The following is a 13,782-nucleotide window of genomic DNA, read 5'->3' as shown; positions in this document are numbered from 1 at the left end:
CCCACTAGTTTAACAAATTTTAAGCTTACTGGGTGTATTTAGACATTTACTTACATGCTATTTTGTCAATATTGGCATTAATTAAAGCAAAATACGGCTATTGATCTTGCACGGTTAAACGTCCGCGATTTTTCTCAACGGTTTTTGCACCAATTCCCTTCACCTTAGTTAATTCATCAACTGTTTTAAAGGTGCCAAATATCTCCCGATATAGGATGATGGCTTGCGCCTTACTACTACCAATGCCATTCAGCGTTGTCAGCTCGCCTTCTGTCGCTCGATTGATATTAATACTTGTCTGTGTACGCGCTTGAGTCTGCTTGGCCTCTTGCACTAATAAGTATTGATAAGCGCTTTGAGCATTATCAAAACACGGCTCTGCATTAGCCGTATTAATAGCGATGTTAAATGATGAAGCTAAGCAAATAACGCCTACTAGCAAACTCTTAATCGACTGTTTATTAGGCGCGTTCATGTTGTTTCGCCGCTTCCCATAAAGCATCCATCTCATTAATATCACTATCTTCTAAACGCTTGCCAGCAGCGACTAGTTGGTCTTCAATATAACCAAAACGCGATTTAAATTTATGCACACAAGTCAGCGTTGCCGTTTCTGCATCAAGGTTTAATTTACGCGCCACATTAACCAGCGCAAACATGCAATCACCCAGTTCTTTTTCAATATCAGCAATATTGGCTTTGCTTATATTACATGTAGCAGCATCTTTTGACTTATCTACAATCTCAGCCTTTAGCTCAGCAATTTCTTCATCAAGCTTTTCAAACGCGCCACTAACGCCTTCCCAGTCAAAACCCAGTTTTGACGCCTGCTTTTGCACATCTTGCGCTTGCATCAGGGCACTGCCCGCTTTGGTATTGTCCAAACGACGCTTTGGTTTACCACGCGCTTCGCGAGCTTGCTGCTCTTCCGCCTTAATTTCATCCCAGCGAACTTTTACTGCTGCTTTATCTTTGAGGGTTTCAGCTTCAAAGACATGCGGATGACGGCGAATTAATTTCTCTTGCAAGGTAGTAATCACGTCACTGATATCAAAGCGACCTTGCTCAGCATACAGCTGACAATGGAACACCACTTGTAGCAGCACATCACCTAACTCACCTTTGATATCTTCGTCATCATCGCTTTGTACTGCTTCTCCCAGCTCATAAGCCTCCTCAATTGCGTAAGGAATTAAGCTATGATTGCTTTGTTTTTTATCCCAAGGACAATCGCTACGTAGTCGCGCCATTAATGCCAATAAATCGTCTAACTCACCGCTTGCTGCAGGCGTTCCTTGTACAGGTGTAGGCACGCTAACTTTATTTTTTAGGTTACTCATAAAAGATGCTCTTATACTTTTATTGGTTATTAAATAAAACCATATTAAGTTTATAACGATTTTGTCGTTAGTGTAGCATTGATGCACAATTGACTTATAATCGTGTTACTACTGAATTATTTTAATTGTTTTATCATTGCTCACCTGCAAGGAGCCGTATTATTATGTCCAATTCTGCGACTATTGGCTATCAGCCAGCAACTGAATTTCACCCTATTATTATCAATTCATTTAAGGCTTACGATATCCGCGGCGAGCTTGGTGTCAATCTCGATGAAGATATTGCTTATCGTATTGGGCGTGCTTTTGCACAGATTTTATTTCAACGCTATCATGCGGCAGTAGAGACTCACAATAATGATACTAGCGACACGGCAACACTACAGCCTGCTATCGTTATTGGTAGCGATATCCGTGATTCAAGCGAGCAATTAAAACAAGCCACAATCAAAGGTATGCTAGATGCAGGCGTCGACGTTATCGATTTGGGCATGACTGGCACGGAGGAAGTATATTTTGCCACCAGTCACTCTCAAGCGTTAGGCGGTATTGAGGTCACTGCCAGCCATAACCCTATCAATTGTAACGGCTTAAAACTGGTCAAGGAACACTCGAAACCTATCAGTGGCGATGATGGCTTAGCAGAGATTCAAGCGCTGGCCGAATCTGGACAATTTACCACTAATAAGTCTTCTGGAAAGTTGCAATTATTAACTGATAAAAGTGCCTATATCGACCATATAATGACTTTCGTCGATATTGATAAATTAAAACCATTAAAACTGGTTATCAATTCAGGCAATGGTAGTGCAGGGCCTGTGGTTGATTTATTAGTAGATAGGCTCGTAAAATCTGGCGCGCCCATTGAGGTAATTAAACTGCACCATACCCCTGATGGCAGCTTTCCAAATGGTATTCCTAATCCAATGATTTTGGCTAATAGAGCTGCCACTCAGCAAGCGGTGATAGAACATAAAGCTGATCTTGGAATTGCCTTTGATGGAGACTTTGACCGCTGCTTTTTATTCGATGAAACAGGCGCATTCATTGATGGCAGTTATGTTGTTGGTATGCTGGCGCAAGCGTTTTTGAATAAATACCCAAACGAGTCAATCGTTTATGATCCACGGGTCATATATAACACTGAAGCCGTGATAGATGAGCATAACGGCAATGCTGTTATCAGTAAGTCCGGTCACTCATTTATTAAACAAGTTATGCGTGAGTCTGGTGCCGTTTATGGTGGCGAGATGTCCGCTCATCACTACTTTCGTGACTTTTTCTATTGTGACAGCGGCATGATTCCGTGGCTATTAACCATTGAGCTGTTATCTGTCACTGGTAAGACATTATCAGAATTGGTCAGCGGTTATATCGAAGCTTATCCAAGCTCAGGCGAGCTAAACTTTCACCTGACCACTCATGATGCACCGACTATCATTAGGGCGATTGAAGAGAGATTTAGCACCCAACATCCAAGCAAATCAACCCTTGATGGCTTAAGTCTTAACTTTGGTGAATGGCGCTTTAATTTACGCGCCTCTAATACTGAGCCATTAATCCGACTCAATATTGAAAGTCGCGGCGATGAGTTATTATTAGCGACCAAAACACAAGATATTCAGCAATGGCTGGCTAAACAAGGTGCGGTTCCTGCTTAGGCTGTACCTGCTTAGATAGTTATCTCTGCTAAGCAAAAAAAACAATCAACTTATAAAAAATAAGCGCCGGTTAATATTTAGATTAACCGGCGCTTATTGTCGTTTCAGATATAGTTTTTTTAGCTAGATATAATGATTTTTATAGTTGATAGTCGATAGCGCCTATCACTTAGCGCGACCAATACCCATATAGTCACTTACTAGGCTATCTATTTGCGTCCGTGTTAATGCGTTTTGTGCATCAAATATAGGCATTGCTTGCTGATTAAGCTGTGCCACATCTAACTGATTTTGTGGCGACCAACTGATGATGAATACTGCTTGTGCCTCATGGAGCTGCTGATAAGGACTATTAAGCAATTGCAGTAATGGCTGCTGCGCATAAAGTGTGGCAAGTTCAGCCTGCGCTTTATCACTATAAACCAGTGTCCGGATATTATAAGACCATAATAATGCTAATAGCGGATGAATCGCGGAACCTGCTGTCCGACCCGACCCCGCTTTATAACTACCACCCCAAATCATCACGGTTTTATTATCGATAAAGCCATCAAAATATTGCCAAAACTTACGAAATATCAGCTCTTTTTGGTCTTCATTAATATGTACCACTGACTGCAATAAAAACATATCCAAGCTATGTTTTTTACTCGACTGCTGCAGCTTGATTAGTTCAGTAGTTAAGGTATTACCACCAAAGCCCCAGCCAGCTTGCAGGTAGCTACTACCTACCCGCTCATCAAGTCCCATGATATGACTCACTTGCTGGATATCAACTTGTTGACTATCCGCTAAGCGCGACAACTCATTCATAAAGCTAACTCGCGTTGCCAGCATTGCCATGATACTACTGCGCGCAAACTCAATAGTCGCAATATCAGCATGATGCGACGCGCGGGCTTGCTGCATTAACGGTTGCAGCATCCCTAAATGCTGACTACTAGCCGCTGTTTTTTCACCCAATAACCATAACGATGGGTTCAACATCGAGCTATAAGCGTCACCATCTTTTAAAAAAACAAACGGTACATAATAGACCCACGCACGCTTTAAACGCTGTGCAAATGCGGCAATAGCGCCTAGCTGCTCAATACCACTCATAATCAACGGCTTCGTCTGCTGCTGACTATGATTGAAAGCGGTAATCCAACTGTCTCCTATCCACGCTGACTTAATACTGTTTAAAAACAGCCAGTAGAGCGCCACTGTTTTTTGCTCATCGATATTACGAGTATCAATATGGCTCGTCGCTTCATAACGCTTTATTAGCTCGTCAGCAGTATCCGGCAAGCTATAACTGATAATGTCTTGTTGCTGCACGTACAGTTGCCATAACGCTTGCAAATGATGCTCAAAGCCATATTGCTGGATCTGCTGTGTCAATAATTCTTCGTTTGCATATAAATGCACGCGCTGACCTAGACTTGCCAGCACCACTGCACTGGTAACCGCTTCAATACTATGGCCGATAAGCACACAAACTTGATTATTTGCATTGCTGTGTGGTTTAGATTCATGCGTATATTTAGGCATATCATCGTTTATAAAATCAGCGCTCATGCGTTCACCTTTAATGACTATCGACTTAGTAGCAAAATTAGCAGCAAAACTATCAAGACAGCTGCTGAATATGTTTTAACAGCTGGTTAGTGGAGCTATCAAATTGACTCTCACCTGCTTGCTGCATGGCGTCATGAACAGATTCTGCCATCTGCTTACCCATCTCAACGCCCCATTGGTCAAACGGATTGATGTCCCAAATACTGGCCATGACATAAACCTTATGCTCATAGAGCGCAATCAGCTCGCCTAAACTATGCGGGGTCAACTCATCGATAAGTAAGGTCGTTGACGGCTGATTGCCGCGGTAATATTTATATTTGTCAGCAGCAGAAGCGACTTCAACCTCGGACGCTTGGAGCGCGGCATTACCAAACGCCAGTACGCGGCTCTGTGCCAGACAGTTGGCTAACGACAATTCATGCTGCTGTTGTAATGGCGCATTGGTTACCTTATTACTATAACGACGGACGCAAGCGATAAAATCACAAGATACTTGCTGCGTGCCTTGATGTAGTAGCTGATAAAAGGCATGTTGAGCATTGGAGCCAATCTCACCCCACAAAATCGGACAGGTATCATAATCAATACGCTCGCCATACTGAGTAACCGACTTACCATTACTTTCCATCTCAAGCTGGGTCAAATAACTGGGCAAATAGCTTAAACGCCCATCATAAGGTAATACGGTGTGAGCATTGACTTGTAAAAAGGTGCTGTTCCAAACAGCAAGTAAGCCCAATAATACGGGCAGATTCTCTGCAAAATCCGCTTGGGAAAAATGCTCATCCATACTATGAGCACCGGCCAATAATTGTTTAAACCCATCCATACCAATACGAATCGCAATAGCCAATCCAATCGCCGACCACAAAGAAAAGCGCCCGCCAACCCACTCCCAAAGCTGCAGCTGATGCTCGGGATGAATACCCCAAGCGCTCATCTTTTTGCTGTTGGCAGAGATACCGATAAAGTGGCGACGTAATACACTGTCTTCAGTGCCAGCGCGCAATTCCGCGGTGGCAAGCAACCATGATAAGGCAGTTTTAGCGTTCGATAACGTATCAACAGTACCAAAAGATTTGGACGAAATAATAAATAAAGTGGTTTCAGGGTTTAAATGCTTGAGCAAATTGTCGAGCTGGGTGCCATCCATATTAGATACAAAATGCACTTCAATCTCTGTATCTGCCCATTCATCAAGCGCGGTAGCCGCCATTAGTGGCCCAAGATCAGAACCGCCAACGCCGATATTCACCACATCGGTAATGGCTTTACCTGAGAAGCCACGCCATGTATTGTCACGTACTCGCTCAGATAATCTGGCAACATGCGCCAAACTGTGATGGACATCAGCAACGACATCTTGCTTGCCAAATTCTTGGTTAGCGACTTGTAGCGTTGCTCTCGCGGGTAAGCGTAGCGCTGTATGCAAGGCTGCGCGCTCCTCACTGGTATTGACCATCGCCCCTTGTAGCAAAGCTTTAATACGCGCTGACAGATCACAACTATCTGCTAAGCTCAATAAATTCGCCAATACCCTCTCATCAATACACTGCTTGCTATAATCCATATATAGCGCACCCGCTTGCATACTAAAGCGAGTCGTACGCTCATCGTCTTTTGCAAATAGCTGAGCAAGCGACCATGGCTGTTCGGCTAGCGTTTGCAACGGCTGCCAATATTTAGATCGGCGTGCACTACCATACACTTTATCGTCTTTTATAACGTTCATTCATTACTCTTCGTCTGCTAGTTGTTGCTGAGCGAAATAAATAAACGCTTGCATATAAGAACGCATATCACCGGCATCATAACTATCACCGCGCATGGTGGTGACATTCACCCCATATTCACTAATGAGAGCATCAATGGCATCGGTCAATTGAATTTCGCCACCGACAGAAACCTTTGTATTAGCTAAATAGTCAAAAATGTGATGGCTAAATACATAGCGGCCAACCACGGCAAGTCTAGAAGGCGAATCTACTAAACTTGGCTTTTCTACAAAACCTGCCACTTTAAAGCTGATATTCGTATCTGCTTCGTCATCAATATCACTCTCATCGCTAAACGCTTCATTTAATTGGGCGATACCGTATTTATGCACATCTTTATCAGCGACTTTATCGACCAATATTTGCGAATGACTGTCTTTAGCAAAAGCATCAATCATAAAGGATAAGTTATCCGTAGACATATCACCGTTGAATGGATCAAGCACCACATCCGGTAGCAGTACAGCAAAATCATGATTGCCAATAATTGGGCGCGCAGCAAGCACAGCATGACCTAATCCTAATGGCTTACCCTGACGTATCATCGATACTGTCACATCATCTGGTAGCCAGTTCAAACTATCCGCCAGCTTATCTTTACCTTTTTGGCGCAACTGATTATCCAGCTCGGCATTAATATCAAAGTAGTTTTCAATCGCGCTTTTTTGTGCGTGACCGACCAATACAATATGCTTGATACCAGCAGCAATGGCCTCTTCAACCACATAATGAATGGCTGGACGATTGCCTAATGGTAATAGTTCTTTGGGTACTGATTTAGACAATGGCAGCATACGAGTGCCGAAACCTGCCACAGGGATTACAGCATGAGTAATTTTTTTCATAATTATAAGACTACGTCAAAAGAATAAAGTAATTTTAAAAGGTAAATAACAATTTCATATTTGCAGTTTGATATAGCGCTACGATGCCGTATATCCATTTGGATTGCTACTTTGCCAACGCCATGTATCTTGACACATATCAGTAATAGAAAGAGTCGCTTCCCATCCTAACAAGGTTTTCGCTTTATTAGCACTCGCATAGCAACTGGCGATATCACCAGCACGACGATCAGCGAACTGGTAAGGAATTTTTTGCCCTGACACTTCGGAGAAAGCCGTCACTAACGCTAATACTGAGGTGCCAGTACCTGTACCAAGATTGATAGGTAAAAAACCTATAGGTGAGTTTTGTTGCTCTAGATAGTTAAGCGCGGCAACGTGGCCTTGAGCCAGATCAGTGACATGAATAAAATCACGTACACCCGTACCATCAACGGTAGCATAATCATTACCAAAAATACTGAGTTTATCAAGTTTTCCAACGGCGACTTGCGAAATATAAGGCATTAAATTATTAGGAGTATCGTTAGGGTCTTCACCAATACGACCTGATGGATGCGCACCAACGGGATTAAAATATCTAAGTGTGACTAGGTTCCAATCACTATCAGATACGGCTAGGTCTTCTAAAATGTGCTCAACGACCAGCTTACTTTGACCATAAGGATTGGTACAGGAACGCGGAAAACCCTCATCAATCGGTAACGTTTCAGGATCACCATAGACCGTAGCAGATGAAGAAAAAATCAAACGCTTCACGTTATACTCAGCCATTACTTCTAATAACGTAATCGTGCCACTGACGTTATTATTATAATACATTAATGGCTTAGCAACAGATTCTCCAACCGCTTTAAGACCTGCAAAGTGAATCACGCCAAAAAATTGATGCGCGGCAAATACTTGTCTGAGTGATGCACTATCGCGAATATCGCCTTTGATAAACTCAATAGGCTGTCCAATAAGGTTCGAGACACGATTCACAGCCTCATGACTACTGTTAGATAAGTTATCATAGACCACAATATCATAGCCCGCTTCATGCAGAGCGATACAAGTATGAGAACCGATATATCCTGCGCCGCCCGTTACCAATATTTTATTTCTCATACCATCACTCAAAGCTATTTTCAAAACAAAAAAAGACACCCCATTGTAGGGGTGCCTTGATTTTTTTTCAACGATGTTTCGGTATTAGACTAAATATAGCTAGTCGTCTTACCAACCAGTCACTTCTTTAAGCTTATCACCCAATTTTGATGGGTCACGCGTATAAGCGATGCCTGCATCTTCAAAGGCTTTAAATTTCTCTTCAGCAGTACCTTGACCGCCTGAGATGATCGCGCCGGCATGACCCATACGCTTACCTTCAGGAGCAGTAACACCAGCGATATAGCCAACTACTGGCTTAGTGACATGGTCTTTGATATAAGCGGCAGCTTCTTCTTCAGCAGTACCACCAATCTCACCGATTAGGATAATTGCTTCCGTTTGTGGATCTTCTTGGAACAGTTTCAGCGCATCAATCTGGTTCATACCAGGGATAGGATCACCACCGATACCGATACAGGTTGATTGACCAAAGCCAAGCTTAGTCGTCTGAGCAACTGCTTCATAAGTCAACGTACCAGAGCGTGAGATGATACCCACTTTACCTGGCATATGGATATGACCTGGCATGATACCGATTTTGCACTGGCCTGGAGTGATAACGCCTGGGCAGTTAGGACCAACCATACGCACGCCGTCTGCTTCTTCGATATAGCGTTTCGCTTTTAGCATATCTAAAGTAGGTACGCCTTCAGTGATCACAATAATCAGCTTGACGCCTGCATCTACTGCTTCAACGATAGAATCTAGTACAAATGGCGCTGGTACATAGATAACAGAGGCGTCAGCTTGAGTCGCTTCCATTGCTTCAGCCATAGTGTTAAATACTGGCAGACCTAGATGCGTTTGACCGCCTTTACCAGGGGTGACACCACCAACTACTTTAGTACCGTATTCGATAGCTTGTTCAGAGTGGAACGTACCATTTTTACCCGTGAAACCTTGTACCAATACTTTGGTATCTTTATCAATTAATACACTCATTATTTTATCCTTTATTCGGTTGTCTTGTAATAGCGGCTCGATTATTCAATGGGAATAATCAAGCTCATACTATTACGCGTTGACTGCGATGCTTAGCCTATATTATTAAAATACTAAGCTTTTAAAGTATTAAGCTTTAACCGCATCGACAATTTTTTGAGCCGCGTCTGATAGGCCTTGAGCTGAAATAAGATTTAGGCCAGAATCTTGTAGAATCTGAATACCTAACTCAGCGTTGTTACCTTCTAGACGTACAACAACAGGTACTTTTACGTCGACTTCTTTGATCGCAGCGATAATCGCTTCTGCAATCATGTCACAACGTACGATACCACCGAAGATGTTGATTAACACACCTTCAACGCTGCTGTCTTCAAGGATAATCTTGAATGCTTCAACAACGCGATCTTTAGTTGCACCGCCGCCAACGTCCAAGAAGTTAGCAGGCTTGCCGCCATACAATTTGATGATGTCCATCGTTGCCATTGCAAGACCGGCGCCGTTAACCATACAACCGATGTTACCTTCTAGCGCAACATAGTTTAGATCAAACTCAGCCGCTTTAAGCTCACGCTCATTTTCTTGTGATTTGTCTTGTAGCGCTGCGATTTTAGGCAGACGATATAGAGCATTTGAGTCGATACCAATTTTGCCATCAACACAAACAATCTCGCCGTTTTCACGGACTGCTAGTGGGTTAATTTCTAACAAGGCAAAGTCATTCTCAATAAAGGCTTGATAAGCACCAGTCATTAATTTAACAAACTGATTGATTTGCTTGCCTTCAAGACCCAATTTAAATGCCACTTCGCGTGCTTGGTAAGGCATTAAACCGACTAATGGATCAACGTTTACTTTGAAGATTTTCTCTGGCGTCTCATTAGCCACTTCTTCAATATCAACGCCGCCTTCGGTTGATGCCATGAACGTTACGCGACGCGTAGAGCGATCAACAACCGCACCAAGATATAGCTCAGTTTGTACTGGGTACATATCTTCTGCAACCAATACGAAGTTAACTGGTTGGCCATCAGCGTCAGTCTGGAAAGTCACTAAGTTAGTACCAATAAGCTCATCAGTCACTTGCTTGGCTTCTTCGCGAGTCTTAACCAATTTAACACCACCAGCTTTACCACGGCCACCAGCATGTACTTGTGCTTTGATAACAGCGATATCAGTTGGAGTTTTGTCAAAAGCTGCCGCTGCTTCGTCGCCGTTATAAGCAATGATGCCTTCTTGAATCGGCAAACCGTAGCTTTTTAACAGCTCTTTTGCTTGATACTCATGTAAATTCATTGATTGAATCCTTTATTTTTTTAAAATTAATAAAAATGCAAACAAGCAGACAGAAAAATATTTTGCTGCATTTGATATCCAAGCACCGTTAGAAATATTGATACAAACGATGCGAGGAACTTGTTGTCATTTACTAGCTATTTAAAACACTTAAAATATCTTGATTCAGAATATTTTCAGCTTTCTAAAATTATTTACGCTTTTTACGCTGAATGGCGTGAATAGCGCGACCATCTGCTGATAAAGCGGCTTCATGAACTGCTTCAGATATCGTTGGATGTGCAAAGGTCATCAATTGCAAATCTTCAATGCTAGAGACAAATTCCATCGCAATCATACCTTGATGGACGATATCGCCTGCACCAGCAGCAATCGCATGCATACCTAACAAACGGTCTGTTTTGGCATCAGCAACCACTTTGATAGAGCCTTCGCCTTCACTTTGAGCCAACGCACGACCATTAGCCGCTAAGCTGAATGAACCGGTTTTAACTTCAAAACCTGCTTCAGTCGCTTCTTGCTCAGTCATCCCTACCCATGCGATTTCTGGATGCGTATAGATGACGTTGATGATAGTGTCATAATTAACTTGGGCTTTTTCGCCATGAATGCGTTCAACGGCCATGATGCCTTCTTCTGAGGCCTTGTGCGCCAGCATAGGACCACGTACCAAGTCACCGATAGCATAAACGCCATCAAGATTGGTTTTGCACTGATCATCAACGTCAATCAAACCACGTTCGGTTAGATTAATACCACTGTCATCACCAAGCAGTTTTTCAGAATAAGCGCGACGACCGACGCAAACGATCAATTTATCAAAGCGCTGCTCTGATGATTCACCTTTGTTTTCACTAGTGACCACAACTTCTTCACCATCTATTTCAGCTTTGATAACTTTAGTATCAACGCGAATATCAAGGCCTTGCTTTTTGAACATTTTGGCCGCTTCTTTAGCCATATCTTTATCAGCAGCAGCTAAGAAACTTGGAAGCGCTTCATATACTACGACTTCAGCACCCAAACGGCGCCATACTGAACCAAGCTCAAGACCGATAACACCGGCACCAATCACACCGAGACGCTTAGGTACTTCAGTGAAATCCAATGCACCCGTTGAGTCAACGATACGGTCATGATCAGTTTTAGCTACTGGAATATCGATAGGGATAGAACCTGAGGCAAGGATGACATTCTTAGCAGTAATAGTAGACTCAGCAGCATCTTCAGCGGTGAATTTAACTTTTTTATCACTACCTTTACCGTCAACTAATGTACCCCAGCCTTGCAGCCAGTCAATACCGTTACCTTTAAACAAACCTTCAATACCACCGGTTAATTGCTTAACGATAGCTTCTTTACGGCCAATCATCGTTTCGATATTGATAGTCACATCACCAGTACTGATGCCATGCTCATCAAGGTCATGCTTAGTCGCTTCATAACGATGTGAACTGTCAAGCAGCGCTTTTGATGGAATGCAACCGACGTTTAAACAAGTACCGCCAAGTGCAGGTGCACCCTTATAGATACGTTTTTCGATACAAGCAACGCTCATACCAAGTTGGGCGGCACGGATAGCGGCGACATAACCACCAGGACCACCACCAATAACGACTAAATCATAATTGTCTTTCATAATAGGTTCCTATTTTAATTTTAGTTTAATTTTAGATATCATATAAACCAATTTTATCTCGTTAGTAAACCATCGACTTATCTGTTCGATAACCAATACGATATCTAAATATTAGATAATAGATGCGTTTAAAAAAGACGATAAAGATGGCTGCTGGGTATTCTTAGCTCATTGCTCATAAGATAGAACTGAAAAAGCTAAAAGGCATTAGAAGATAATCTATACAAAGCTAAAAAGCTTGTACCAGTCACCACTGATACAAGCTCAAAAACTTAAAGATCTAAAAGTAGCATAGTAGGGTCTTCAACCAATTCTTTAATCGTTACTAAGAATTGTACCGCTTCTTTACCATCAATCATACGATGGTCATAAGACAATGCAAGATACATCATTGGCAAGATTTTAACTTCACCATTAACCGCCATTGGGCGATCATTGATGGCATGCATACCCAAAATAGCGGTTTGTGGTGGATTCAAGATAGGTGTTGACATCAATGAACCAAATACGCCGCCGTTTGAAATGGTGAACGTACCGCCCATCATGTCATCTAGACCAAGCTTACCTTCTTGTGCTTTACCACCAAACTCACGAATCTTGGCTTCAACATCAGCCATGCTCATGCTATCGGTATCACGCAGTACTGGTACTACAAGGCCACGGCTAGAAGATACGGCAACACCGATGTCATAGTAACCATGATAAACGATGTCATCACCGTCCAACGAGGCGTTCACAGCTGGGAAACGTTTTAGTGCTTCGGTCGCCGCTTTCACGAATAACGACATAAAGCCTAAACGTGTACCATGACGCTTTTCAAACTGATCTTTATACTTAGCACGCATGTCCATCAACGGCTTCATGTTGACTTCGTTAAACGTCGTTAGCATTGCGGTTTCTTGCGAAGCTGCTAGCAGACGATTGGCAACTGTCTTACGTAGACGTGTCATTGGCACACGTTTTTCAGTACGCTCGCCAGTTGACTCAGCGACTGGACGACCGCTATCAGATTTGATAGAGCTGTCTGCTTTTAACGTTGGGTTTGACATATCGGTTTTAGTAACACGACCGCCACGACCACTACCTTCGACATCTTTAGGATCTACGCCAGACTCTTTTGCCGCTTTACGTACTGCAGGGCTTTGATCTTTATGGTCGGCTTCACCTTTTTTATCAGTCACTTGTACTGGCTCGCCACCATCCGTTGCTTGTCTTTCTTGAACAGGTGCGGCAGGTTGGTTTGGATCTACTGCTGGCGCAGCATCCGCACTGGCGCCCGCTTCAAATTCAGCGATAAGTTCGTCAGACAAAACCGTGTCGTCTACTTGTTTAACAATTCTAGTAACAACACCATTGTCTGGCGCGACAACTTCTAATACAACTTTATCAGTCTCGATTTCAGCTAATAGGTCATCACGGTTAACTTGTTGACCTTCAGTGACATGCCATTCAACGATTGTGCCATCGGCAACTGATTCTGGAAAAACGGGGGCTTTGATATCAGCCATCGATATACTCCTTAGATTTGAATATTGATATTTATTATTAAGTCGTGATAGGCAGTCAGTA

At 42.8% G+C, this 13,782-nt stretch carries 11 protein-coding genes; 1 reads left to right on the top strand and 10 read right to left on the bottom strand.

Annotated elements, in window-relative coordinates:
• Positions 1 to 97: 97 nt before the first annotated feature.
• Entirely contained in the window at positions 98 to 475 is a 378-nt protein-coding gene (locus WAZ74_RS07360) for a ComEA family DNA-binding protein (protein ID WP_422307358.1), read from the bottom strand.
• Positions 462 to 1,340: a nucleoside triphosphate pyrophosphohydrolase gene (gene mazG / locus WAZ74_RS07355; RefSeq protein WP_422307356.1), complete on the bottom strand. Its 879-nt coding sequence runs from the start codon at positions 1,338 to 1,340 to the stop codon at positions 462 to 464. The genes WAZ74_RS07360 and mazG overlap by 14 nt, the downstream gene beginning before the upstream one ends.
• A gap of 164 nt (positions 1,341 to 1,504) precedes the next feature.
• Between mazG and WAZ74_RS07350 the strand changes: the two genes are divergently transcribed.
• Complete coding sequence (locus WAZ74_RS07350; protein ID WP_422307354.1) at positions 1,505 to 3,001, top strand: phosphomannomutase CpsG; 1,497 nt, start codon at positions 1,505 to 1,507, stop codon at positions 2,999 to 3,001.
• Between the two features lie 165 nt (positions 3,002 to 3,166).
• Here WAZ74_RS07350 and WAZ74_RS07345 read toward each other — a convergent pair whose 3' ends face one another.
• From WAZ74_RS07345 to odhB, 8 genes are all read right to left on the bottom strand, one after another.
• A complete protein-coding gene (locus tag WAZ74_RS07345) occupies positions 3,167 to 4,534 on the bottom strand; it encodes a UDP-glucose/GDP-mannose dehydrogenase family protein (RefSeq protein WP_422307412.1) in 1,368 nt (455 codons plus the stop codon).
• Between the two features lie 79 nt (positions 4,535 to 4,613).
• A complete protein-coding gene (gene pgi, locus WAZ74_RS07340) occupies positions 4,614 to 6,296 on the bottom strand; it encodes a glucose-6-phosphate isomerase (RefSeq protein WP_422307352.1) in 1,683 nt (560 codons plus the stop codon).
• 3 nt (positions 6,297 to 6,299) lie between these two features.
• On the bottom strand, positions 6,300 to 7,184 hold the full coding sequence (locus tag WAZ74_RS07335; protein ID WP_422307350.1) for a UTP--glucose-1-phosphate uridylyltransferase: 885 nt from the start codon (positions 7,182 to 7,184) through the stop codon (positions 6,300 to 6,302).
• A 78-nt stretch (positions 7,185 to 7,262) separates the two neighbouring features.
• On the bottom strand, positions 7,263 to 8,294 hold the full coding sequence (gene galE / locus WAZ74_RS07330; protein ID WP_422307348.1) for a UDP-glucose 4-epimerase GalE: 1,032 nt from the start codon (positions 8,292 to 8,294) through the stop codon (positions 7,263 to 7,265).
• A gap of 108 nt (positions 8,295 to 8,402) precedes the next feature.
• Positions 8,403 to 9,278 (bottom strand): succinate--CoA ligase subunit alpha, encoded by an 876-nt coding sequence (gene sucD, locus WAZ74_RS07325; protein WP_422307346.1) that lies wholly within the window; start codon positions 9,276 to 9,278, stop codon positions 8,403 to 8,405.
• Between the two features lie 129 nt (positions 9,279 to 9,407).
• Positions 9,408 to 10,574 (bottom strand): ADP-forming succinate--CoA ligase subunit beta, encoded by a 1,167-nt coding sequence (sucC, locus tag WAZ74_RS07320; protein WP_422307344.1) that lies wholly within the window; start codon positions 10,572 to 10,574, stop codon positions 9,408 to 9,410.
• A gap of 190 nt (positions 10,575 to 10,764) precedes the next feature.
• Complete coding sequence (gene lpdA / locus WAZ74_RS07315) at positions 10,765 to 12,213, bottom strand: dihydrolipoyl dehydrogenase (protein ID WP_422307342.1); 1,449 nt, start codon at positions 12,211 to 12,213, stop codon at positions 10,765 to 10,767.
• A gap of 272 nt (positions 12,214 to 12,485) precedes the next feature.
• Positions 12,486 to 13,721 (bottom strand): 2-oxoglutarate dehydrogenase complex dihydrolipoyllysine-residue succinyltransferase, encoded by a 1,236-nt coding sequence (gene odhB / locus WAZ74_RS07310; RefSeq protein WP_422307340.1) that lies wholly within the window; start codon positions 13,719 to 13,721, stop codon positions 12,486 to 12,488.
• Positions 13,722 to 13,782 lie beyond the last annotated feature (61 nt).

The organism is Psychrobacter sp. (genome assembly GCF_049295055.1).
Lineage (GTDB): Bacteria > Pseudomonadota > Gammaproteobacteria > Pseudomonadales > Moraxellaceae > Psychrobacter.
Note: the sequence above shows the minus strand (reverse complement) of the source record. Positions and strands in the feature narration are given on the sequence as shown.

Coding starts and splice junctions, on each gene's coding strand:
- WAZ74_RS07360 (WP_422307358.1), bottom strand. CDS start 475: ATGAACGCGCCTAATAAACAGTCGATTAAGAGTTTGCTAGTAGGCGTT.
- mazG (WP_422307356.1), bottom strand. CDS start 1,340: ATGAGTAACCTAAAAAATAAAGTTAGCGTGCCTACACCTGTACAAGGA.
- WAZ74_RS07350 (WP_422307354.1), top strand. CDS start 1,505: ATGTCCAATTCTGCGACTATTGGCTATCAGCCAGCAACTGAATTTCAC.
- WAZ74_RS07345 (WP_422307412.1), bottom strand. CDS start 4,534: ATGCCTAAATATACGCATGAATCTAAACCACACAGCAATGCAAATAAT.
- pgi (WP_422307352.1), bottom strand. CDS start 6,296: ATGAACGTTATAAAAGACGATAAAGTGTATGGTAGTGCACGCCGATCT.
- WAZ74_RS07335 (WP_422307350.1), bottom strand. CDS start 7,184: ATGAAAAAAATTACTCATGCTGTAATCCCTGTGGCAGGTTTCGGCACT.
- galE (WP_422307348.1), bottom strand. CDS start 8,294: ATGAGAAATAAAATATTGGTAACGGGCGGCGCAGGATATATCGGTTCT.
- sucD (WP_422307346.1), bottom strand. CDS start 9,278: ATGAGTGTATTAATTGATAAAGATACCAAAGTATTGGTACAAGGTTTC.
- sucC (WP_422307344.1), bottom strand. CDS start 10,574: ATGAATTTACATGAGTATCAAGCAAAAGAGCTGTTAAAAAGCTACGGT.
- lpdA (WP_422307342.1), bottom strand. CDS start 12,213: ATGAAAGACAATTATGATTTAGTCGTTATTGGTGGTGGTCCTGGTGGT.
- odhB (WP_422307340.1), bottom strand. CDS start 13,721: ATGGCTGATATCAAAGCCCCCGTTTTTCCAGAATCAGTTGCCGATGGC.